The organism is Corynebacterium sp. Marseille-P4611, from assembly GCF_916618765.1.
GTDB lineage: Bacteria > Actinomycetota > Actinomycetes > Mycobacteriales > Mycobacteriaceae > Corynebacterium > Corynebacterium marquesiae.
This window is the reverse complement of record NZ_CAKAKD010000001.1, coordinates 2,541,437-2,562,897: the sequence shown is the minus strand read 5'-3', so window position 1 is coordinate 2,562,897 and position 21,461 is coordinate 2,541,437. Positions and strand designations below refer to the sequence as shown.

18 protein-coding genes and 1 tRNA gene are annotated in these 21,461 nt (G+C 59.3%); 6 read left to right on the top strand and 13 right to left on the bottom strand.

Going from position 1 to position 21,461, the window contains the following annotated elements; translation table 11 throughout:
• Window positions 1-17 precede the first annotated feature (17 nt).
• Window positions 18-1,052: a hypothetical protein gene (locus tag LG376_RS12315; RefSeq protein WP_251068581.1), complete on the top strand. Its 1,035-nt coding sequence runs from the start codon at window positions 18-20 to the stop codon at window positions 1,050-1,052.
• 2 nt (window positions 1,053-1,054) lie between these two features.
• Here the strand turns inward: LG376_RS12315 and LG376_RS12310 are convergent, their stop codons facing one another.
• From LG376_RS12310 to LG376_RS12290, 5 genes are all read right to left on the bottom strand, one after another.
• Entirely contained in the window at window positions 1,055-2,047 is a 993-nt protein-coding gene (locus tag LG376_RS12310) for a DUF1906 domain-containing protein (protein ID WP_225747322.1), read from the bottom strand.
• Window positions 2,048-2,160: 113 nt separating this feature from the next.
• Window positions 2,161-2,451: an OsmC family protein gene (locus LG376_RS12305; RefSeq protein ID WP_225747321.1), complete on the bottom strand. Its 291-nt coding sequence runs from the start codon at window positions 2,449-2,451 to the stop codon at window positions 2,161-2,163.
• 345 nt (window positions 2,452-2,796) lie between these two features.
• Entirely contained in the window at window positions 2,797-3,825 is a 1,029-nt protein-coding gene (locus tag LG376_RS12300; protein WP_150851336.1) for an ABC transporter ATP-binding protein, read from the bottom strand.
• 2 nt (window positions 3,826-3,827) lie between these two features.
• Window positions 3,828-5,435: an iron ABC transporter permease gene (locus tag LG376_RS12295; protein WP_225747320.1), complete on the bottom strand. Its 1,608-nt coding sequence runs from the start codon at window positions 5,433-5,435 to the stop codon at window positions 3,828-3,830.
• Window positions 5,436-5,450: 15 nt separating this feature from the next.
• Entirely contained in the window at window positions 5,451-6,482 is a 1,032-nt protein-coding gene (locus tag LG376_RS12290) for an ABC transporter substrate-binding protein (RefSeq protein WP_225747319.1), read from the bottom strand.
• A 324-nt stretch (window positions 6,483-6,806) separates the two neighbouring features.
• Between LG376_RS12290 and LG376_RS12285 the strand changes: the two genes are divergently transcribed.
• Entirely contained in the window at window positions 6,807-7,250 is a 444-nt protein-coding gene (locus LG376_RS12285) for a DUF2871 domain-containing protein (protein ID WP_225747318.1), read from the top strand.
• 186 nt (window positions 7,251-7,436) lie between these two features.
• On the opposite strand, the gene LG376_RS12280 is transcribed toward LG376_RS12285, so the two are convergent.
• Window positions 7,437-8,030, bottom strand: a complete 594-nt coding sequence (locus LG376_RS12280) for a Type 1 glutamine amidotransferase-like domain-containing protein (protein ID WP_225747317.1) — start codon at window positions 8,028-8,030, stop codon at window positions 7,437-7,439.
• Between the two features lie 266 nt (window positions 8,031-8,296).
• On the opposite strand from LG376_RS12280, the gene LG376_RS12275 reads away from it, so the two are divergent.
• Window positions 8,297-9,499 carry an IS481 family transposase gene (locus LG376_RS12275; protein WP_225746188.1) on the top strand — a complete coding sequence of 401 codons (1,203 nt, stop codon included), beginning with the start codon at window positions 8,297-8,299 and terminating at the stop codon, window positions 9,497-9,499.
• A 53-nt stretch (window positions 9,500-9,552) separates the two neighbouring features.
• On the opposite strand, the gene LG376_RS12270 is transcribed toward LG376_RS12275, so the two are convergent.
• The 5 genes from LG376_RS12270 to LG376_RS12250 all read right to left on the bottom strand — a co-directional run bounded on the left by LG376_RS12270 (window position 9,553) and on the right by LG376_RS12250 (window position 12,075).
• Window positions 9,553-9,625 (bottom strand) — tRNA-Arg (locus tag LG376_RS12270).
• 72 nt (window positions 9,626-9,697) lie between these two features.
• A complete protein-coding gene (locus tag LG376_RS12265; protein WP_023021997.1) occupies window positions 9,698-9,979 on the bottom strand; it encodes a glutaredoxin domain-containing protein in 282 nt (93 codons plus the stop codon).
• Entirely contained in the window at window positions 9,979-10,509 is a 531-nt protein-coding gene (locus LG376_RS12260; protein WP_225747316.1) for a dihydrofolate reductase, read from the bottom strand. Before LG376_RS12260 ends, LG376_RS12265 begins: the two co-directional genes overlap by 1 nt.
• Window positions 10,509-11,306, bottom strand: coding sequence for a thymidylate synthase (locus LG376_RS12255; RefSeq protein ID WP_225747315.1), 798 nt, complete (start codon window positions 11,304-11,306; stop codon window positions 10,509-10,511). Before LG376_RS12255 ends, LG376_RS12260 begins: the two co-directional genes overlap by 1 nt.
• Before the next feature lie 10 nt (window positions 11,307-11,316).
• On the bottom strand, window positions 11,317-12,075 hold the full coding sequence (locus tag LG376_RS12250) for a 3'(2'),5'-bisphosphate nucleotidase CysQ (protein ID WP_200287954.1): 759 nt from the start codon (window positions 12,073-12,075) through the stop codon (window positions 11,317-11,319).
• A 35-nt stretch (window positions 12,076-12,110) separates the two neighbouring features.
• Between LG376_RS12250 and LG376_RS12245 the strand changes: the two genes are divergently transcribed.
• Genes LG376_RS12245 through LG376_RS12235 form a run of 3 tightly spaced genes read left to right on the top strand, consistent with a single transcriptional unit; the run spans window position 12,111 to window position 18,185 of the window.
• Entirely contained in the window at window positions 12,111-16,910 is a 4,800-nt protein-coding gene (locus tag LG376_RS12245) for an ATP-dependent helicase (RefSeq protein WP_225747314.1), read from the top strand.
• Window positions 16,911-16,928: 18 nt separating this feature from the next.
• Window positions 16,929-17,747 carry a DNA-formamidopyrimidine glycosylase family protein gene (locus tag LG376_RS12240; protein ID WP_225747313.1) on the top strand — a complete coding sequence of 273 codons (819 nt, stop codon included), beginning with the start codon at window positions 16,929-16,931 and terminating at the stop codon, window positions 17,745-17,747.
• A gap of 24 nt (window positions 17,748-17,771) precedes the next feature.
• Window positions 17,772-18,185 carry a YccF domain-containing protein gene (locus LG376_RS12235; protein WP_049377693.1) on the top strand — a complete coding sequence of 138 codons (414 nt, stop codon included), beginning with the start codon at window positions 17,772-17,774 and terminating at the stop codon, window positions 18,183-18,185.
• 165 nt (window positions 18,186-18,350) lie between these two features.
• On the opposite strand, the gene pgi is transcribed toward LG376_RS12235, so the two are convergent.
• The gene (gene pgi, locus LG376_RS12230) at window positions 18,351-19,988 is read right to left on the bottom strand and encodes a glucose-6-phosphate isomerase (RefSeq protein WP_225747312.1); all 1,638 of its coding nucleotides are present in this window, start codon (window positions 19,986-19,988) and stop codon (window positions 18,351-18,353) included.
• 86 nt (window positions 19,989-20,074) lie between these two features.
• A complete protein-coding gene (locus tag LG376_RS12225) occupies window positions 20,075-21,421 on the bottom strand; it encodes a Na+/H+ antiporter family protein (protein ID WP_225747311.1) in 1,347 nt (448 codons plus the stop codon).
• Between the last annotated feature and the right edge of the window lie 40 nt (window positions 21,422-21,461).

Here is a 21,461-nt window from a genome sequence, read left to right as displayed (position 1 = left end):
AGTGCACACACCCGGTAATGTGGTTGGACGTGCTTAGAACGTCCGTGACCCGCAAGGCGGCATCAGTTAAGGCTGGTGCCGCTTTGGCCGTATGCATGCTCGCCTTGACCACCACCGCGTGCAGCAATAGCGAGCGCGAAAGCGATGCGCTTGCCGACGCCCCCTTAAAAGCAACAGACACCAACCGCGACGTCCCACCGGAAACCAATGAGTTCTTGGAGGGCGATGAGGGTCATTCAATTACCTATATCCGCCTGCACGATGGCATGCACATGGGCTCTGCCTCGGAGCACGAGGCCCGCCCGGCGCTAAGCCTCATCAAGCTCTATATCGCCACCTACGTGATGGAAAAGGGCGAGTACGAGGACAAATATGAGGCGCTGGATATGATCGCTAGCTCCTCTGATAAGTCCGCCGAAGACCTCTTTGACAAATACCCGGATTCCATCGACGCGATTGCCGATGAATTCAATCTCGAATCCACCAAGGCCGGCGAGCAGTGGGGCTATTCGCAGACTTCTACCTATGACGTCGCCAGCTTCATCTCGCAGCTCATCGACCGCGATGAAACCCACCCGGTGCTTGTAGCCATGGCGCATGCCGATCCCATCTCAGAGGACGGCTACCGCCAGGATTATGGCACCGCCAAGCTCTCCAACGTGGTGGGCAGCAAGTGGGGCTGGTCCAATGACAAGTCCATTAACTCCTCGGTCTCCTTTGGCGAGAACTTCGTCGCCGCCGCCTCTATCACCGGCTCCTCCGATGACCTCACCGACTACGTCAAGGACGAGGTGACCGGCAAGAATCTGGGCAAGGCCACCGAGCGCTTCCTCAAGTACAAAGACGGCGAGGACGTCCCGCCGATCGAGACCTCCACCTCGGAGACCTCTACTACCCCCTCGAGCAAGAAGGACAAGGACGAGAAATCCGGCAAGGGTAAGAAGGAAAAGTCCACGTCCAAGGAGCCCACTAGCGAATCCACCACGTCCAAAAAGAAGTCCGCAGACAAAAAGAAGGGCTCGGAGAAAACCTCCGAGCCTTCCAAGAAGTAGTACTACCGCGCCTTCGCAACCGTTTCTGCGACGATCTTCGCTAGCTGGCGAATCTGATCGTTGCTCAGCGTCTTGCCATTAAAGGTCACGCCGTCGGCGGTGACCTGCGGAAGTTCCGGTAGCTCCGGGTGCGTTCTCTGCAGCTGCGAGCTCAGCTGATTGACCAGGTCCGACGAACCATTGCTCGGGGCCTTAGTCTGCGGCTCGGGCTTTGGCTGTGGCTTATTGGCGGTCGGCTTCTTTGCCGGTGCAGGAGCCGCGGACTTGCCTGGCGTCCACTGGCCCCAGTCTTCGGCGTAGACCTCATTGACGTCAACGATGACGCCGCCGATGGTCTGCTGCTTGCCGTGCGGCAGCTGGTGGATTGTGGTGCGCGGGTGAATCTTGCCGTTGGAACCCCAGTCATGCATCCAGAAGTACTTGCCGATGCCATCCTGGATCGCCCACTCAATGGTGTTGTAGTTGCCGTAGATGCCCGTCTGGTAGCCGGCCAGCTCCAGCGTCTTGGAAAACGCCTGCAGGTAGGGGCGGATCTGGCGGGTGTACTGCTCGCGGGTGGGGTTATCGTCGATCGCGATGTAGATCGGACGGTTGGTGGGGCCGCCTGCCTTCTTGTGTAGGGCAATCGCCTTCGGTGCGTGTACTGCTGCACCTGCTGCGCCTTGCTTCCAATCGGCGGTTTCCGCACGGCCGAATTGGTAGACCGACGCAGTGGGCAGGCCTACTGCCGCATTGGCCTTAGTCTCTTTGAGGGTTACCGGCTTGCCGGTCATCCACGCAGCGCCGGGGCGCTTGTCGGAGACGTAGCGAATCGCGCCCATGTGGCCGGCATTCTTAATTGCCTGCGGGGAAGGTACGCCGGCGGAGAAATCAATGATGGTGCCGCGCACCGGTCCGAGTGCCGCTGCATTCGGTGCGGCAGCGCCGATAGCGCCTGCGGTCAGGGCGAGAGCCCCAGCCTTAAAAAGGCCGCGACGGGAGAAAGATGGTGACATGTTGAGCTCCTGCAGTAATCACATTTGTCACAGTAGTGAACAATTGCACCATAGCAAGGGGTCTGGAATTATCCCTGGAGCGAAACCGCATGTCGCGCATTTATGCAGGAGAGCTATTTCGAGACGTTGCTGAACTTCACCCTCGTGGGGTTCTCAACCGTGCGCGAGACCGTGCAGTCCTTCTCGTGGGAGATGCGAATCAGGTTGTCCACCAGCTTGCGCGCTTGGTTGTCCTCGGGTGTATCTGGGAACGATAGATCAAAGCCCACGCGAACCTCGGACAGACGAGATGCGCCATCTTCGTTTACGCGGTCACCTTCCACATGCACGTCAAACGCCTTTGGCTCCGCGCGCCGAGAGTTTACGATGTCTAGGTTCACTGCGGAACATTCCGCGACGGTCACCAGCAGGTGCTCCTCCAACGATAACTAGTCTTTCCCAGCGGACTAGCGGGATGCTGGCGTCATCCGGATTGTTGGCGCGGTATACCGAAATTTCTACGCCGTTAAGGTCAATGGAAGATTGCTTAGTGCTCTCACTTATGGCTTAGAGCTCAAGCGGATTCAGACAATATACGACACTGCCTTCTGAGAGCATGGTGATGAAGATGGGTGTGATAACCAGCGTTCCGTGTCGGCTGTGATCGGTATTAGCCTAAAATTTTATGCTTAAGACGGCGGGTGTAACCGCTGCAAAACGGCGGCACCGTGCAATCGCTGAGCTGGTCATAGTTCTTGCGGGGTGGTGATCTAAAAAACCAAGGGCGGCGCGAAGCGGATGCGCACCGTTTGTCCCATCGCTGGCTTATCGTCCGCGGTGGTGCGGAATGTGGTTCCCGATCCATGGGTGGCGGTAACGGAGTAGTGGCCGGCTTCGTAAATGGCAGAGTCAACTACTGCTGGAACCGTGGCACCTGGATGGTTTTCCTCCACGATTGTTGCGTGGTGCGGTAAGATGGCGGCCTTAGTGCCTTCGCCCCGCACGGAGACTTCACTCAATGGCCAAGAAATGCCAAGGGTTGGGCACTCGACGCGGCCTCCTGAGATAGCGGCCTGGACTATTGTGGCATCCGCAATAAAACCCGCGACCAGCGGGCTTGCGGGATTTTCCAGCAGCTGTTGTGGGGTAGCAATCTGCTGGATTTCGCCGCCATCTAGAACCACGACTCTATCTGCGATTGCCAGCGCCTCGGCGCGATCGTGGGTGACGTGCACCGTGGTTAGGCGTTGCTTTTGCGTCAGGGTTACCAGCTCGCGGCGCAAATTATCGCGCAATGGTTCATCGAGGGCTGAAAGAGCTTCATCCAGTAATAAAACCTTGGGATTAGCAACGATCGCCCGGGCCAGCGCAACGCGCTGGCGCTGCCCACCAGAAAGGCTGTCCGGAGTGCGGTTCTCGAATCCTGGCAGGCCCACGAGAGCTAAAGTCTCAGAAATGCGCTCTTCGCGCTCGGGCTTTGCTACTTTCGCTTGGCGCAACGGGTAGCCAACATTGTCTTTAACAGACATGTGCGGCCAGATCGCGTGCTGTTGGAAGACCATGCCGATGCTGCGTTTCTCGGGAGGAATAGCAGTCATCTGCCGGCCATCTATGTAAAGCTCACCTGACGATGGAGAAATAAAACCAGCGATGGTGCGTAAGAGCGTGGTTTTACCGGAGCCTGACGGGCCAACGAGTGCAATGAGTTCCCCAGGTTCGATGGAGAGGTTGATATCGCGCAGGCCGGTGGTTCCGTCCGGAAAAGTGACCGTGAGGTGGGAAGCTGCAATTTTCGCCATTATTAAGTCCTTACCTTGGGAGCACGGATAGTCAGTGCGACGGCAATGATGCCAAGTAGCGCAAAGAGCAGGGCGAGTGCCGATGCCTGGTTATAATTTCCTGCCTGTTGCAGGTTGAAGACTTGGACACCGAGTGTTGTCGTTCCGGGTGCGACGAGGAGTACGGAAATAGTAAGTTCTCGAATCGCGGTCACCGCTACGAGCACCGCACCGGATATCGCCGCTGGAATGGTCATCGCGCCGGTGGTAGTAAATAGCGCCTTAAGCGGCGTGGCGCCGGAAATGCGCGCTGCTTCTTCCACGGTGACCGGGGTGCTTATTAGCGGGGCACGCACGGCCTGGACAACGAGTGCGGTAAAAGCACAGACGTAGGCGATAAGGATTATCCAAATGGTGTTATACAGCCCGGTATAGCGCCCGGCAATCAGCCAGGCGACACCGATGATAAGCCCAGGCAGCGCGCTCGGTAGCAGCGCAGAAAGGGTTAAAAGCGTATTTCCTCGTGCCTGAGTCCGGGTCACTAGAATTCCGATGACCCAACCAAGAACCCCGCAGATTATCGCGGCGGTTATTGACAGAAATGCGGAATTACTGAGTCCGTCGATGACGCGCGGGTTGGATAAAGCGCTGCTAAAGTTCGCCAGCGAGATGGTTTCTAAGGTAAATGGAACCCCAGGAGCTGGCAGCAATGCGCGGTAGGCCAAACCGAGAATTGGGCCAATGGAAATGGCGAGCCCGCACACCCACATGATGATCGTGACCGGCCAGCGCGCCGAATGCAGTGCGAAACGCGCCGGACTTCCGGAGTCAAGTGTAGAAGACGAGTTTTTCAGGGAGGTGAGATAGTCCATGATTACTGCGCCGATTCCCAAAAATAAGAGGACAACGCCGATGGTCGAGACCACTTGTAAGGGGTTGGATACGGTGCCGGAATCAATGAACCGGTAAATCATCGTCGCGAGCGTTTCGAACCGAGCCGGCGAGCCGATAATAGCGGGAATGCCGAAATCAGCCAGATTAGCAATTGCTGTGAGAGTGAACGCGGACAATAGCGCGGGGCGCAGGAGTGGAAGGGTGACCGTGCGCAGAACTGTCATCACGGAAGCCCCAGATACTCGGGCGGCTAGCTCAAAATCGGGGGAGATGGAGCGCAAGCTTGAAGAAATGATGACATATGCCGTGGGAAAAGAATGGATAGTCATCAGCGCAATGACCCCGTCTGCGCCGTAGATATTCCATATTTCGAACTCAAAAAGCTTATTCAAGCCCTGATTCGGGCCGAAGAGTTGAATCCAGGCGATCGCTCCGATAAATGGCGGAACCAAGAGAGGCGAAAGCAAGAATAGGCGCAGTACCGAAGAGCCGTAGATATCTGTGCGGTCTAGCGCGATGGCAATAACGGTGCCGATGATGACGGCAGCGAGAGCCGAAAGCGCCGTGGTAAATAGCGAATTCCATGTGGCGATGCCGAGCCCTTGCTCTAGCAAGATGGGAATTTGGTTTCCGCCCAGTGCAAGGGAGACAACAAGGGTCAAAGGCGCGATGAACAGGCCAATGGCAATCAGCCACACGCCAACGCGTAGCGCGGATACGGAGGGATTTTTCAACAAGTGGGCCACCAAGAACTAGGAAGACACTGCCTTTTGGAATACCTCGACGGCGGCGTCTTTATCCTTGGTGATTTTCCCCAAGTCCTGGTCCATGAGCTCAATGTCTGTGAGTTCAGGGGTGCCTGCTGGGGTTCCCACGTCCTCACGCACCGGGAGGTACGACTGCTCGACGGCGATTTCTTGTGCCTTCTTTGAAAGCAGGAAGTTGATGTATTTCTGTGCTGCTTCTTGTTCCTTGGAGTCCTTGAATACGCCCGCAGGCTCAGAAATATACGGTGATCCTTCGGTGGGGTAGGCGAGGGCAACTGGGGACCCCTTATCCGCCAGGTCGCGGACTAAGTAATCGACGACCACGCCCACGGGCTTGGAACCGGAGGCGATTTCTTGGGAGGTAGGGCCATTGGACTCTGCGATCATCGGGGAATTCTTGCCCAGGTCTTCGATCCACGCTTCTCCGAGAGCCGAATTATTCTTCCACGCAGAGGCGTTGAAAGCCGCTGCACCTGAGACCGCTGGGTTCGGCAGGACGAGTTTGTCCTTGTACTTCGGATCGGTGAGATCCGCCCACGAGGTCGGGGCATCGCCTTCTGCGATTTCGTCGGTGTTATAAGCAATTACCGTAGGGATAATGCGCGTGCCAACATAAAAATTCTCGTCGTCCTTGGCTTCGTCGATGATGTCATCGGAATCGACATCGGCAAGCTCGATGAGGTCACCATCCTTGGCGTAATTTTCAAAGGTAGGTGCATCGGCCGCCCAGAAAACATCCGCTTCAATGTCGCCAGATTGCTTCTCTGAAGAGATGCGGGCGTTCAAATCACCAGTGCCAGCGCGGTATACCTTGACCTCGATATCGGGGTATTCCTCATTGAAGGCTGCATTGATCTCATCGACCTTTTCTTCTGGTTCGGAGGTATAGACGGTAATGGAGGTTGAATCGCTGGTCGCCTGTGAATCTTCTTGGTTGGACGCAGGCTCACCGCACGAAGTAAGAAGGACGGTTGAAGCAAGGGCTATGGCAGAGAGAGAAGTGTGCTTCGACTTCATCGTGGGATTTCCTCCAGAGAGAGTATTGATCAGGAACATCAATCTAACTGCACTGAAGTTAAGAAAACTTGGGATCGATGTAAACGTGCAGTAAATTTTTAGGACCCTTGAGCGGGTGTTTGGAGGATGCGGTGGTCATTGATGAAATCCCTAATGAGGTCGGCCCCCTCTTTATCTAATGGACCAAACAGTCAACCGACTGGTTGATTGCAGCTTCAACCAGCCCTGTGATTCAAAATCGGGACAGATATAGAAAGATAAGTCCTTAAAGTAATTGATTCATCGCTAATCCAGCCGTGGCAGCGGTTGGGAAGGAGAATGACCATGAAAGCTTTGTATTGGGCATCTATTTTCTACCTCCTTTTGGGCTTGGGCGCTGGCGTGTTCTACCGAGAATTCACGCGTGCCAACGATTTCCCCGCGGGCGAGTTCACTCAGCTCAGCGTGGCGCACACTCACTTGTTAGCGCTCGGTTTCATGATGAGTCTTATCTTCTTGGTATTGGAGAAGGTCTTCGGCCTGTCGCGCAGTCGAGGTCAGTTCAATGCGTTCTTCTGGCTCTATAACGTCGGCGTGGTCGTCACCGTCGGCGTGATGATCTGGCACGGATGCCTGACCGTACTGGGAGAGGAATCGTCTGCAATGATTTCTGGTATCGCTGGTCTTGGACACATCCTCATCACGGTGGGCCTAATCGCATTCATCGCAGCGCTTGGTAATACCATCGGTGAGTCCCAAGAAGCTAAGTCCCAGGCAGCAGGTGAATAACAATGAGTGAGACTGTCTCAAAGCGCCACAACGTCGGCTCTGCGAGATAGGAGCTCACCAAAACAAATGACCCTCATGGTCCCTACATAGTATTTTTAAGGGAACTGCTCGGTCATGAGGAAAGTGCTGGTAGTTGAGGCGAAAAATGAACTTTCCTAGTCGGCTTGGCGTGTTTGCCATCGCAGATTAGATGAGAATGGACTTTTCATCATCCATAAAGAGGGCTTGCCCATCTCTCAAAAGCAGCAGGTTCCATTCTCGGCCGTAGGTCTCGACAGTCTTACTGATGACCTCTATTGAATAGGGCCCAGTGGTTCCTTGTGCATGAGGAACAATGACATGAGGAGTGAGGTTTAGCCCAGTGTAGTCGGTGAGCTGCGGTGCAGTTTTGGGATCGTCCATGATTGATGCCGGCTCAATTGACGGGCCGGCAATAATTGCTCCTGCAGAACTTCCAGCGTAAAGCTTTCCTTGATTTACCGCATCAGTTAGCAGACGATCGGCACCCGTTGACCTCAGTGCATTAAGAAGGCGGAACACCTCGCCGCTCGCGACATAAATGCAGTTGGCTGACGCAATCTCATATTGAAGATCGTTTGATTTTGATTGTGACAGGGTGAGAGGAACTAAAGTCTCTGCTGCTTCTCCAATTGCTTTCCGTTCTGCTTGCGCAAATGGTGCATCGCGCACCTCTGAAGCGGCATCATCGATATATAGCACACGGCCCGAAATGTAGTTGCCTAGGTCAGGGTGCAGGAATGAGGCAAGAAGCAGTTTCATGGACCCATACTACGAAATTCTTGCCACTCCGGCCATTCGAAAAGCAAAAGTCTCGAGACACCATAGGAACGATGTCTCGAGACTTCACGTGGTGCCCCAGAGTGTGTCTGGTTCGGAGACATCGTTCCGCATGTCTCATAAGATCGTTCCGGTCTAACCAGCACCAATGTCTCACCACATCGTTCCGGTAGAAGTGCCTGAAGCTAAAACTGCCCAGAAACGGTAAAAAGCGATGTCTCGAGACATCGATCCTCCATGCTTTAAAAATGGAGCAGAAATCAAAACCAAGCCCAAAAATCATCATCGAAACCATGCTTGCTACCGGCATGACTCAAGCCGAAGCCTCTGACCATTTCGGCGTCAGCACACGATGGATCCGAACACTTCAAGCCCGCTACCGAGAAGGCGGAATCAAGGCACTAGAACCACGCTCTAAACGCCCCCGCACTAACCCCCGAGCACTCAACCCCAGCACTGTCGACCGCATCCTTCAACTGCGCCAAGACCTAACAAAACGCGGTACCGATGCCGGTGCCCACACCATTCGATGGCACCTACAACAAGAGGGAATCGACCCACCACCAGCACCATCTACAATCCACCGAGTGCTAGCAAATAATGGCCACGTCATCGCCCAACCACAAAAGCGTCCCCGCAGCTCATGGATACGATTTCAAGCAGATCAGCCCAACGAAACATGGCAAATGGACTACAGTGACTGGACCATCGCAGGCCACAAGCGAGTAGCTATCCTCACCATCTTGGACGACCATTCCCGGTTCATCATCTCCTGCTGCGCCTACAACAACGCTACCGTGGCAAACGTCATGGAAAGCTTCATTAATGCAGGCCAGACACACGGCTACCCCCAGTCCACCCTCACCGACAACGGCCGAGCATTCACAACCAGCACAGACCGGACAAACCCCGCCCGAAACGGATTCGAGCAACTGCTCATAGACCTAGGAATCAAGCAGAAAAACGGCAAACCCTACCACCCCCAGACACAAGGAAAAGTTGAACGCTTCCACTACACCCTCAAACTTGCCCTAGCAAACAAAACACCAGCTCAAAGCCTCGATGAACTCAACGCGCAGCTAAAAGAAATTATCGAATACTACAACCACAAACGTCCCCATAGAGCCCTAAACAGAACCACCCCCGCAGAAGCCTACACAGCACTGCCCAAAGCTCTCCCAGCAGACATCAAACCAGACCACGACTACCGCCTACGCACCGACAAAGTAGGCACCAACGGCAAGACAACCCTGCGATGGGGTGGCAAACTACGCCGCCTCTACATCGGACGCAGATGGGGCGGCGAACCAATCACCATGATCTGCATCGACAACCACGTCGATATCAAAACAACTGCCACCGGGGCACAAATCGCTGCCTACACACTCACCGAAGAAAAGATCTACTACAACAAGAAAGACAACGAACTCAGCCCCCAACGGGGCAACTAAAAACGAAAAATCTCGAGACACCGACCGGAACGATGTCTCGAGACTTCACATTGTGCCCCAGAGTGGATTCGAACCACCGACACCGGCTTTAGGAGAGCCGTGCTCTATCCCCTGAGCTACTGGGGCTGGGAGTTGCTAGTGCAACTTGGCTAATCATAGCAGTGGGGCAGGGGCGCCCCGAAATGGCTGGGGCTTGGATTAGCTCTCGGCCAATTCCTTCTGCTTATTGCGCACGGAGGAAGCTGGTGGGTTGGTCTCGTGGGTACCGTCGGAGTAGAGGACGGTAGGGATAATGCGGTTGCCGTCGTTGACGGATTCAATCCAAGCGTTGATGTCCTCGGTGTTGTCGGCCTCGACGTCGACAAGCTCGTATGGGGTTTCGGTGCGGTCCAGGTTTTTAATCAGCTTGGCGCAGAATGGGCACCAATCGGCGTAGAAGATGGTGACGTCGGAGTTGGTTTCTGGGGTAGTAACAGACATTAGGCTGCATCCTTTCGGTCGTAGGTTAAAAAGCGGTATTTGATGGGGAGATCGCTGGCCTCTTGGTCCGGAAGCTCTAGGTGACCGTTGTCGGAGGTGAGCCAGTCGGTGCTGTGGGCGAGGCCGAATTCCTCGGGGATTTCGGGGGCGTAGATGGACCTATCGCCATAAGCATCCCCGATATTGACGCCCATGAGGGTGACCTCAATGCGGTCAACCTGATCCAGGGTGGCGGTGTAGATTTGGCCGCCGCCGAGGACCCAGGCGTCGGAAAGCGGGGGCATAGCGGTGATGACCTGGGCGCCGGCGGACCACTGGCCGGGCGTGCGGGAGGAGAGCACGTAATTCTCCCGGCCAGGAAGGGGGCGGAATTTAGGATTGAGCGACTCCCAGGTCTTCCGGCCCATGATGACCGGCGCACCCATGGTTACGTCCTTAAAGTGCTTGAGGTCTTCCGGCACGTGCCAGGGCATTTGCTCGCCATCGCCAATAATTCCGTCCAAGGACTGTGCCCAGATTGCGCCCAACATTAGACGGACACCTGCGCCTTGATGGTGGGGTGGGGGTCGTAGCCTTCAATCTCAAAGTCGGCGAAGTCATAGGAGAACATGTCTTTCGCCTTGTGCAGGTTGAGCTGCGGGTACGGGCGTGGCTCGCGGGAGAGCTGCTCTTTGACCTGCTCTACGTGGTCGTTATAGATATGGCAATCGCCGCCGGTCCAGATAAGCTCGCCCACCTTGAGCCCGGCCTGCTGGGCAAACATGTGGGTCAGCGCCGCATAGGAAGCGATATTGAACGGAACACCTAAGAACATATCGGCCGAGCGCTGGTAGACCTGCATGGATAAGGTGCCATCGGCCACGTAGAGCTGGAAGAGCAAGTGGCAGGGCATCAGCGCCATCTTGTCCAGCTCCGCGACGTTCCATGCAGAGACCAAGTTGCGGCGCGAGTCCGGATTGTCCTTGAGGGTATCGAGCGCCTGCTGGATTTGATCAATGTGCTGGCCATCCGGGGTAGGCCAGGAGCGCCACTGCACGCCGTAGACCGGCCCTAGCTCGCCATTGTCATCCGCCCACTCATTCCAGATGCGGACCTTATTGTCCTGCAGGAACTTGATATTGGATTCGCCTTTGAGGAACCACAAAAGCTCGCCCAATACCGCGTGGAAATAGACCTTCTTGGTGGTCAGCAGCGGGAAAGACTCGGCCAGGTTATAACGCAGCTGCGCGCCAAAGATGGAGCGCGTGCCGGTGCCGGTGCGGTCGCCTTTGGGCGTGCCGGTCTCTAGGACCTTCTTCAGCAGATCCTCATACGGGGTCTCAATCATGCGCACTAGTTTAGAATCCGCCGTGCTCCTCGGCAAAGGCCTGGGCGTGCTCCAGGATTTCATCCTTGAGCTCGGGGCGGCAGATGAGGATATCCGGGATGAAGGTGTCCTCATTATTGAACCGGATTTCGGAGCCGTCGAGGCGGCAGCAGTGCAGACCGGAAGCTTGTGCGACGCCCACCGGGGCGGCCTGATCCCACTCGTACTGGCCACCGGCGTGGATATAACCGTCATAATCGCCGAGCAGCACGTGCATGGCCTTGGCACCCGCGGAGCCGACGCCCACGATTTCATAGCCCATTTTCTCGGCAATGTAGCCGGCTACCTTGGGCGGGCGATTGCGGGAGACGACGAACTTCTTAGATAGCGGGCCGGTGACCGCCCGAACGTCCGAGGACTTGAAGGTAACGCCGAGATCCGGCAGGCCCACCGCCGCGTGGATAGGAATACCATTTTCTACCAGGGCGATGTGCACGGCCCAGTCTTGGCGGCCGGTGGCAAATTCCTTAGTGCCGTCGAGCGGATCCACGATCCACACGCGGTCCTTCTTGAGGCGAGTGAGGTCATCGGAGGCTTCCTCAGAGAGCATGCCGTCCTGGGGGCGGTGCTGTTCAAGCACGCGGGCGATCCATTCTTGGGCGGCTTCATCGCCGGCGTCGCCAAGCGAAAGGCCCCGTAGCAGGCCCCCGTTGCGCACGCCTTTAAGGATCTCACCGCAGCCCTGGGCGAGGGAATTGGTCAGGCGGGAATCAGAAATCTCGACGGTCATGGTGCCCACATTACAACGCGGACTAGAGTGTGGGCATGCCAGAAAACATCCTCGACCGCTTCCGGCCCCAAGTAGCGCAGTGGTTTCGGGATGTATTTGCCGCCCCCACCGCCGTGCAGGCGCAGGCCTGGGAGAAGATTTCCCGCGGTGAGCACGCCCTTGTAGTGGCCCCTACCGGTTCCGGTAAGACGCTCGCTGCGTTCTTGTGGGCGCTGAATAATTTGGTTGAGCGCGAAGGCCAGCTGGCGCTGCCGGTGGGCTCTGGTGCATCGGGATCCGCCGCTGGAGTGAAGGTGCTGTATATTTCCCCGCTTAAGGCGCTGGGTGTGGACGTGGAAAATAACCTGCGCGCCCCGCTGACAGGTATCGCGCGCACCGCGGAGAACCTAGGCCTGGATGTCCCGGATATTTCGGTGGGCGTGCGCTCGGGCGATACGCCCTCCGCGGAGCGTGCGCGGCAGGTGCGCAAGCCGCCGGATATCTTGATTACCACCCCGGAGTCAGCCTATTTGATGCTTACCTCTAAGGCAGCGGGGATTTTAAAGACGGTGGATACCGTCATTATCGATGAGATTCATGCCCTGGCTGGCACCAAGCGCGGCGTGCACCTGGCGCTGACCTTGGAGCGCCTACAGCAGGTGGCAGGGGACTTCCAGCGCATTGGACTTTCCGCCACCGTGCGTCCGCTGTCTGCGGTATCGAATTTCTTAGGCGGCAACCGCCCAGTAGAAATTGTCGCGCCGGCCGCGGAGAAGAAGTGGCAGCTGGACGTGCATGTGCCGGTAGAGGATATGTCCGATTTGCCCACACCGGAGCAAGGCTCCACCATCGGGGAGATGACGGTGGATGATGCGATTGGCATCAGCTCTCCTTCCGTGGATGAGTCCGCGCTGCCCACGGCCAAGTCCATCTGGCCGTTTATTGAAGATGACCTCTATGCGGAAATCATGGCGCATCGCTCCACACTGGTATTTGTCAACTCTCGGCGCACGGCCGAGCGGCTGACCAGCCGGCTCAATGAGCTCTATGCGCAAGAGCATGATCCGGATTCGCTGTCGCCCGAAACCCGCCGGGACCCAGCCCAGCTGATGAAGCAGGTCGACGTCGCCGGCAAGGCCCCGGCGGTTATCGCCCGCGCCCACCACGGCTCGGTGTCTAAGGATGAGCGCGCGATGACTGAAACCATGCTGAAAGAAGGCACGCTCAAGGCCGTGGTGGCCACGAGCTCGTTGGAACTGGGCATCGATATGGGTGCAGTGGAGCTAGTCGTGCAGGTGGAATCGCCGCCTTCCGTGGCCTCCGGCTTGCAGCGCGTGGGCCGCGCCGGGCACTTTGTGGGCGCGGTCTCGCACGGGTCCTTCTATCCCAAGCACCGCGCGGATCTGGTGCAGTCCACGCTGACGGTATCGCGGATGCGCGCCGGGCTCATTGAGGAAATGCATACCCCGCGCAACCCGTTGGATGTGCTAGCACAGCAGACGGTGGCGGCCGTGGCTGCGGCCGGCGAGGACGGGCTCGATGCCGATGAGTGGTACGAGATGGTCCGCCGCGCTTGGCCCTACCGCGATCTGGCGCGGGAGGTCTATGACTCCGTACTGGACCTGGTAAGCGGTGTGTATCCGTCCACGGACTTTGCGGAACTTAAACCCCGCGTGGTCTATGACCGAGTGACGGGAGTGATGACCGCGCGGCCTGGTGCTCAGCGGGTGGCCGTGACCAGCGGCGGCACGATTCCGGATAGGGGCATGTTTGGAGTATTCCTCTATACCGGTTCGGGTGAGGGCTCCGGTGGCGCTCCGCGCCGAGTAGGCGAGCTGGACGAGGAGATGGTTTATGAGTCCCGGGTAGGTGATGTATTTACCTTGGGCGCTACCAGTTGGCGCATCGAGGACATTACGCGCGACCAGGTATTGGTCACGCCCGCGCCGGGGCATACCGGGCGCCTGCCGTTTTGGAATGGCGATGGCACGGGCCGCCCCTATGAATTGGGCAAGGCGCTAGGTGAGTATCGCCGCGAGGTCTTTTCCTCGCCGGATATCATTGCGGATGCCGATGATAATGCGCGCTCCAATATCGTGGCCTATCTGCAGGAGCAAAATGAAGCAACCGGTGTCATCCCGGATGAAAGGACGTTGGTGCTCGAGCGCTTCCGCGATGAGTTGGGCGATTGGCGCGTGGTGCTGCATACCCCGTTTGGCCGGCCGGTCAACTCCGCATGGGCGCTAGCAGTAGGCGCCCGGGTGGGCGAACGCACCGGCATGGATCCGCAGGCCGTGGCTGGCGATGATGGCATCGTGCTGCGCCTGCCGGAGGCAGAATCCGAGCCCGATGGGGCCATCTTCGCCTTCGATGCCGATGAGATAGCGGATATCGTGGCCGAGCAAGTGGGCAACTCCGCGCTCTTTGCCTCCCGCTTCCGCGAGTGTGCGGCGCGTGCGCTGTTATTGCCTCGGCGCAATCCCGGCAAGCGCGCGCCGTTGTGGCAGCAGCGCCAGCGCGCCGAACAGCTTTTGGACGTTGCGCGCAAGTACCCGTCCTTTCCCATCATCTTGGAGACGGTGCGCGAGTGCGTCCAGGACGTCTACGATGTCCCAGCTCTTACGGAAGTCATGCGGGAGCTGGGCCACCGCCGCATCCGTATTGCGGAGGTCACCACCGAACAGCCCTCGCCATTTGCCTCTTCGCTGCTGTTTAACTACACCGGCGCGTTCATGTACGAGGGCGATTCCCCATTAGCAGAAAAGCGCGCGGCCGCCCTGGCCCTCGACCCTGCGCTATTGGCCAAATTGCTCGGCACGGTGGAGCTGCGCGAGTTGCTCGATCCAGAGATTATCGCCGAGGTCCACGCCCAGCTCCAACGCACCGATCCCTCGCGCCGAGCTCGTACCACCGAGGAGGTGGCGGACCTGCTGCGCGTGCTCGGGCCGATTCCCGTAGACGGGCTGGGCGAGCACACCGACGTGCCGCTATCCGCACTGGACCAGCTGGGCACGCGGATTATGCGCGTGCGCATTGGCGGGCGCGAGCACTTGGCCCAGTCCCAGGATGCACCCCTGCTTCGCGACGCCCTCGGTATCCCCATTCCTCCCGGCATCCCCGCCCAAGTGGCCACCATTTCCGATGCCTTGCCGCAGCTAGTCTCGCGCTGGGCGCGCACCCGTGGGCCCTTCGTGTTGCGCGATCTCACCGCGGCCTTCGGCATTTCCGTCTCCGCCGCGCATACCGTCCTCGGCGCGCTTGATGGGGTAGTAGAAGGCCGCTACCGCCAGGGCGTCGACGAGCAGGAATACTGCGCCGCAGCGGTGCTCAAGACCATCCGCTCGCGTTCGCTCGCCGCCGCGCGGGCTGCTACCGAGCCGGTCTCGGGCGCTACCTTCGCCCGTTTCTTGCCGGAGTGGCATAGCATCGCACCGGCTGGAAAGCGCCCGGCCCTGCGCGGTGCCGATGGCGTCTTTTCCGTCATCGAGCAGCTCGCTGGGGTGCGCCTGCCCGCCTCCGCGTGGGAATCGCTCATCCTGCCCGCCCGGGTGGGCGATTATTCACCCACCATGCTCGATGAGCTCACCTCCAATGGCGAGGTGCTCATTGTGGGTGCTGGCAAGGCCGGCGCGGCCGACCCCTGGATTATGCTGCTGCCCTCGGATTATGCCGCCCAACTCGCCCCGGAAACGGATGCCGAGGGCGTCAGCATGGTGCAGCGCTCCATCCTCGATGTTCTCGGCCGCGGCGGTGGCTTCCTCTTTGCCGATATTGCCGCCGAGGCCCCCGGTACCACCGAGGAGACCCGCGAGGCCCTCTGGGGGTTAGTAGAGATGGGCCTGGTGAGTCCCGATTCTTTCGCGCCTATTCGCACCCGACTGTCTTCCGGCGGCTCGCGCTCAGGCCGCACCGCGCATCGCTCGAAGCGCCGGCCTACCCGCTCCCGCCTGCGCATGGGGCGTACCTCCTTCGCCCAGGCGCAGAATGCCGCGGGCGCGGGGACCCCGCCCGATGTCATGGGCCGGTGGTCGCTCGCGGTACCAGCCTCTACCGATGCCACCTCCCGGTCCGTCGCCCACGGCGAGGCCTGGCTCGACCGCTACGGCGTGCTCACCCGCGGCTCCGTCGTGGCCGAAGACGTGCTCGGCGGTTTCGCACTGGCCTATAAGGTGCTCTCCGGTTTTGAGGAATCCGGCAAGGCCATGCGCGGCTACGTCATCGACGGGCTGGGTGCCGCCCAATTCTCCACGCCCGCCATCATCGACCGCCTACGCGGACTGGCCGATTCCCCGGACGTTACCGGTTGGCCGTCTGGTACCACCGAGCCCGAGACCTTTGTCCTCGCCGCCTGCGACCCAGCCAATCCCTACGGTGCGGCCCTACCGTGGCCGCAGCGCGATGATGCCGACGGCAAAGCCACCGGCGGGCCCACCCGTTCGGCCGGTGCGCTGGTAGTGCTTATCGACGGCCTACCCATCGCCCACCTCACCCGCGGCGGCAAAACCCTCACCACCTTTATCGAATCGCTGCCCGATGGCATCGACCCCGCCGAGGTATATCCCCGCTTGGTTTCCGCGCTCACGGACATGGTGGCGAGGGGAGCGTTGTCCCCGTTGGTCGTCGAAAAGTGCAATGGCAGCCCCATCCATAAAACCGATGCGGCGGCCCACCTGCGCGACGCCGGCGCCGGGATTACGCCTAAGGGCGTGCGCATCTCCGCCCGCGCCGCCGCTCCGCGCACCCCGCGCGCAGGACGCCGGGCCTCCGAGGCCATCGAAGAGCTCAGCTTTGATGATCCGCCGCCCGCTCCGCGCAATAATGGAAGCTTCCGCCCGCGCGGCGGGTACCGCCGCTAAAGCCACCTAGGAGGTGTTATGCCCGAAGGCGATTCCGTCCTGCAGCTATCCAACCGACTGCAGTTCATGGCCGGCCGCGAGGTGACCGGTTGCTCTGTGCGCGTGCCACGCTATGCCACCGTTCACCTAGACGGCATGGTGTGCGAGCGCGTCTGGCCCTATGGCAAGCACCTCTTCATGCAATTCGACCAGACAATCGTGCACACCCACCTCAAGATGGAAGGCACTTGGGCCATCCACTACGCAGGCGATCGCTGGCGCAAGCCTGGGCATACCGCCCGCATCGTGCTGCAGCTGGCCAACTCCCCGCGCGATATCGAGGTCGTTGGCCACCAGCTGGGCTTCGTGGATATCTATCCTGCTGACCACTACCACCAGCGCATCGCTCACCTCGGTCCAGATATCCTCGACCCCGATTGGGACCGCGAGGAGGCCCTGCGTCGGCTCAACTCCCGCCCCCAGCGCGCCATCGGAGCGGCGCTGCTAGACCAAAAGGTCGTCGCGGGGATCGGCAATGAATACCGTGCCGAGGCGTGTTTCCTTGCGGGGGTGCACCCGGCCACACCGGTGGCCGAGGTCGATACCGCTCGCATCCTCGATATCTCTCGGCGCATTATGTGGGCCAACCGCACCTCCCCAGTGCGCGTAACCACCGGCGTGCGCCGCGCCGGAGAGACCACCTATGTCTTCGGCCGCAATCGCAAGCGTTGTCGCCGCTGCGGCACGTTCATCACCAAGGGCGCGCTCGGCGGTGTGGACCAGGGCGGCGACGAAGGCGAACTCGAGCGCATCATCTGGTGGTGCCCGCATTGCCAGCCGCTTCACCCCGCGCAGTAAGACGACCGCGCTAGTGTGGGAGACATGCGTACCTTTCTTAACATCATTTGGTTCATCACTGGCGGGTTCCTCCTAGCCCTGGCCTACTTCATCTTTGGCATTATCGCCTGCATCTTCATCGTCACCATTCCAGCGGGCGTGGCGTCGTTCCGCATGGCTAATTTCGCCCTGTGGCCGTTCGGTCGCTCGGTGGTGCAGCCAGTGAAGGGAAGCGGCTCCATGTCCACCTTCTCCAATGTCGTCTGGTTCGTAGTCGCCGGCCTGTGGCTGGCCATTGGCCACGTCACCACCGCGGCGGCACAGGTAGTGACCATCGTGGGCATCCCAGCCGCGCTGGCCAACCTTAAGATGATCCCGGTGACCTGCTTCCCGTTCGGCCGCAAGATTGTGGACTCTGATCACATCCCATTCGGCTGGGAGCCGATGGTCAAGCTCTAAACCGCATTCCGCTGACAAAACAAGCACGTTCTGCCCCAAATCAAAGGAACATTAGGCAGAACGTGCTTGTTTTACATCGCCGTGGGGCAAGCGAGGCCATAAAGCAGCCGCGTTATCCGCCCCGCCGAGTAGGTGGGAGGGGATAGCGCGGCTCAAAGTGGGCCTTTAGCGGTTGGAGCGATACCAACCGATGAGCTCATCGGTGGACTGGTCACCGGAGTCGGCGGCGGCAGCGCCGGAGACTGCCGGGGCCAGGTCATTGGCCTGCTGCTTGCCCAGCTCCACGCCCCATTGGTCGAAGGAGTTAATATCCCAGATAACGCCCTGGGTGAACACGATGTGCTCGTAGAGCGCGATGAGCGCGCCGAGGGTCTGCGGGGTGAGTTCCTCGGCCAGGATGGTGGTGGTCGGGCGGTTGCCCGGCATGACCTTATGGGGCACGACTGCCTCGTCAACGCCCTCGGCCGCGATTTCCTCTGCGGTCTTGCCAAAGGCCAGCACCTTGGTCTGCGCAAAGAAGTTGCCCATGAGCAGGTCATGCATGGAACCAGAGCCATCGGCGGTGGGGAAGTCCTGCTTCGGGCGGGCAAACCCGATGAAGTCCGCCGGGATGAGGCGGGTGCCTTGGTGCATGAGTTGGAAGAAGGCGTGCTGGCCATTGGTGCCCGGCTCGCCCCAGTAGATTTCCCCGGTGGATGGAACGGTGACCGCGGTGCCGTCGCGGCGCACGGACTTACCATTGGATTCCATGGTCAGCTGCTGCAGGTAGGCCGGGAAGCGGCCGAGGTCCTGGGAATAGGGGAGCACGGCGTGGGTCTGGGCGCCGAAGAAGTTGGTGTACCAGACGCCCAAGAGGCCCATGAGTGCCGGGACATTTTCTTCCAGTGGGGTGGTGCGGAAGTGCTCGTCCATGGCGTGGAAGCCCTCGAGGAAGCGCATGAAGTCCATCGGGCCAATGGTGCACATGAGGGAAAGGCCGATGGCGCAATCCACGGAGTAGCGGCCGCCGACCCAATTCCAGAACGGGAACATGTTCTCGGTATCGATGCCGAACTCGGCTACCTTTTCCGCGTTGGTAGATACAGCGACAAAGTGCTTGGCCACGGCGGATTCATCGCCATCGAATTGCTCGATGAGCCAGCGGCGCGCGGCGTGCGCATTGGTTAGCGTCTCCTGGGTGGTAAAGGTCTTGGAGGCGATGATGAATAGGGTAGATTCTGCGTCCAGACCATCGAGCGTGGCGGCCATATCGGCCGGGTCAACGTTGGAGACGAACTCGGCGGAGATGCCGGCGACCTCATAGGAGCGCAGTGCCTTGGCCGCCATAGCTGGTCCGAGGTCAGAGCCGCCGATGCCGATATTGACTACCTTTTTGATGGTGTGGCCGGTATGCCCGAGCCACGAGCCGGAGCGCAGCGCGGTGGCGAAATCGCGCATGCGGCCCAAGACCTCGTGGACATCGGCGGCGACGTCCTGGCCGTCAACGCTCAAGTCATCTTCGGCAGGGATGCGCAGTGCGGTGTGCAGCACGGCGCGGTCCTCGGTGTTATTGATGTGTTCACCGGCGAACATGGCGTCGCGGCGGGCCTCAAGGTCAGCGGCCTTGGCTACCTCAACCAGCTGCTTGACGATGTCCCCGTCGATCAGGTTCTTCGACAGATCGACGTGCAGCCCGGCGGCGTCGAAGGTGAAGTTGCGGGCGCGGTCTGCATCGGCGGCAAAAAGCTCGCGGAGGTTGAGGTCTTTCTTCTCCTCATAAACCTTCGCGAGCTCGCTCCACTGGGCAGATGCGGTGATATCCATGGTGGTAGGCCTTTCTGGCAACTAGCGCATTGGCAACATGTACCTCTCCCACCGTAGCCCAGAAAGCGCCACCGCGTCGGGGCCTTTTAGAGGATGAGCGCGCCTGCCCAGCCGGCGATAAGCAGCGGAATATTGAAGTGGATGAAGGTGGGAATGACCGAGTCGCGGATGTGGTCGTGCTGGCCATCCGCACCCAAGCCCGCGGTAGGGCCGAGGGTGGAATCGGAGGCGGGAGAGCCGGCGTCGCCAAGCGCGCCTGCGGTGCCAATAAGCGCCACGGTGGCCGCGGGGCTAAAGCCCAGCGACATGCACAGCGGAACATAGATAACGGAGATGATGGGCAAGGTGGAAAAGGAAGAGCCGATGCCCATGGTGACCACCAAGCCCACCACTAGCATGGCGCCGGCGGAGAGGACCTTATTGGTGCCAAAGAGGTTGGCGGTGGCATCGACCAGTGGGCCGACTTCATTGGTGGCCGTCATGACCGAGGCGAACCCCTGGGCGGTGATCATGATGAAGCCGATGAGCGCCATCATCTTCATGCCATTGGTAAAGACATCGTCCGCGTGCTTCCAATCCACCGCGCCGGTAAGCAGCAAAATTCCCAAGCCAGTCAGCGCACCGACCATCAGGCCATCGGATTCGAAGTCGAGCGCCTGCATGACAATCTGCACCGCAAAGGTGGCAATGATGGCCACGACGGAAACCCACACCTTATAGGCAGAGGGGGCCTCTTGATGCTCCTCAGCGGCGATGGGCAGGTTTTCATAGTCGCGCGGTTTGCGGTAGCTAATGAAGATGGCGATGAGTAGGCCGGCGAGCATGCCGAGCGCTGGTACGCCCATAACCTGCATGATATTGATATCCGAGGTATCCAACCCTGCCTGCTGGATATTAAAGAGCAGGATGTCGTTTAAGTAGATGGAGCCAAAGCCCACCGGAATGAACATGTAGGTGGTGATAAGGCCGAAGGTCAGGCAGGTGGTAATGAGCCGGCGGTCCAGGCGCAGCTTATTCATCACTGTAAGTAGCGGCGGGATGATGAGCGGAATGAAGGCGATGTGAACCGGGATGAGGTTCTGGCTCATCACGGACATAGCGATGAGTCCGAGGATGAGCATCCACTTGGTGGCCAGGGCGGCTTTGGGGTCTGCTTCGCCGCTGCCGCCGAGCTTGCGGATGAGGAAATTAGCCAGGACCTGGGGCAGCCCGGCCGAGGCTACACCCATGGCAAAAGCGCCCAAGAGGGCATAGCTTAGGGCAATCTTGGCGCCGCCGCCCAAGCCGTCTTGGAAGGCGACCATGGTGGCATCGAGGCCCATGCCCGACAGGAGCCCGCCGACGATGGCTCCTAGGAAGAGCGCTACCACCACATGCACGCGCAGGAGGGCGAGCACGAGCATGACTATGACGGCGACGAGAACTGCATTCATGCTAATTCAGGGTACTGCATAGTATCGGCTGGGTCGTAAT

Coding starts and splice junctions, on each gene's coding strand:
- LG376_RS12290 (WP_225747319.1), bottom strand. CDS start 6,482: ATGAAGTCGAAGCACACTTCTCTCTCTGCCATAGCCCTTGCTTCAACC.
- LG376_RS12240 (WP_225747313.1), top strand. CDS start 16,929: ATGCCCGAAGGCGATTCCGTCCTGCAGCTATCCAACCGACTGCAGTTC.
- LG376_RS12300 (WP_150851336.1), bottom strand. CDS start 3,825: ATGGCGAAAATTGCAGCTTCCCACCTCACGGTCACTTTTCCGGACGGA.
- LG376_RS12225 (WP_225747311.1), bottom strand. CDS start 21,421: ATGAATGCAGTTCTCGTCGCCGTCATAGTCATGCTCGTGCTCGCCCTC.
- LG376_RS12310 (WP_225747322.1), bottom strand. CDS start 2,047: ATGTCACCATCTTTCTCCCGTCGCGGCCTTTTTAAGGCTGGGGCTCTC.
- LG376_RS12275 (WP_225746188.1), top strand. CDS start 8,297: ATGGAGCAGAAATCAAAACCAAGCCCAAAAATCATCATCGAAACCATG.
- LG376_RS12315 (WP_251068581.1), top strand. CDS start 18: ATGTGGTTGGACGTGCTTAGAACGTCCGTGACCCGCAAGGCGGCATCA.
- LG376_RS12285 (WP_225747318.1), top strand. CDS start 6,807: ATGAAAGCTTTGTATTGGGCATCTATTTTCTACCTCCTTTTGGGCTTG.
- LG376_RS12255 (WP_225747315.1), bottom strand. CDS start 11,306: ATGATTGAGACCCCGTATGAGGATCTGCTGAAGAAGGTCCTAGAGACC.
- LG376_RS12280 (WP_225747317.1), bottom strand. CDS start 8,030: ATGAAACTGCTTCTTGCCTCATTCCTGCACCCTGACCTAGGCAACTAC.
- LG376_RS12245 (WP_225747314.1), top strand. CDS start 12,111: ATGCCAGAAAACATCCTCGACCGCTTCCGGCCCCAAGTAGCGCAGTGG.
- LG376_RS12235 (WP_049377693.1), top strand. CDS start 17,772: ATGCGTACCTTTCTTAACATCATTTGGTTCATCACTGGCGGGTTCCTC.
- LG376_RS12250 (WP_200287954.1), bottom strand. CDS start 12,075: ATGACCGTCGAGATTTCTGATTCCCGCCTGACCAATTCCCTCGCCCAG.
- LG376_RS12260 (WP_225747316.1), bottom strand. CDS start 10,509: ATGTTGGGCGCAATCTGGGCACAGTCCTTGGACGGAATTATTGGCGAT.
- LG376_RS12265 (WP_023021997.1), bottom strand. CDS start 9,979: ATGTCTGTTACTACCCCAGAAACCAACTCCGACGTCACCATCTTCTAC.
- pgi (WP_225747312.1), bottom strand. CDS start 19,988: ATGGATATCACCGCATCTGCCCAGTGGAGCGAGCTCGCGAAGGTTTAT.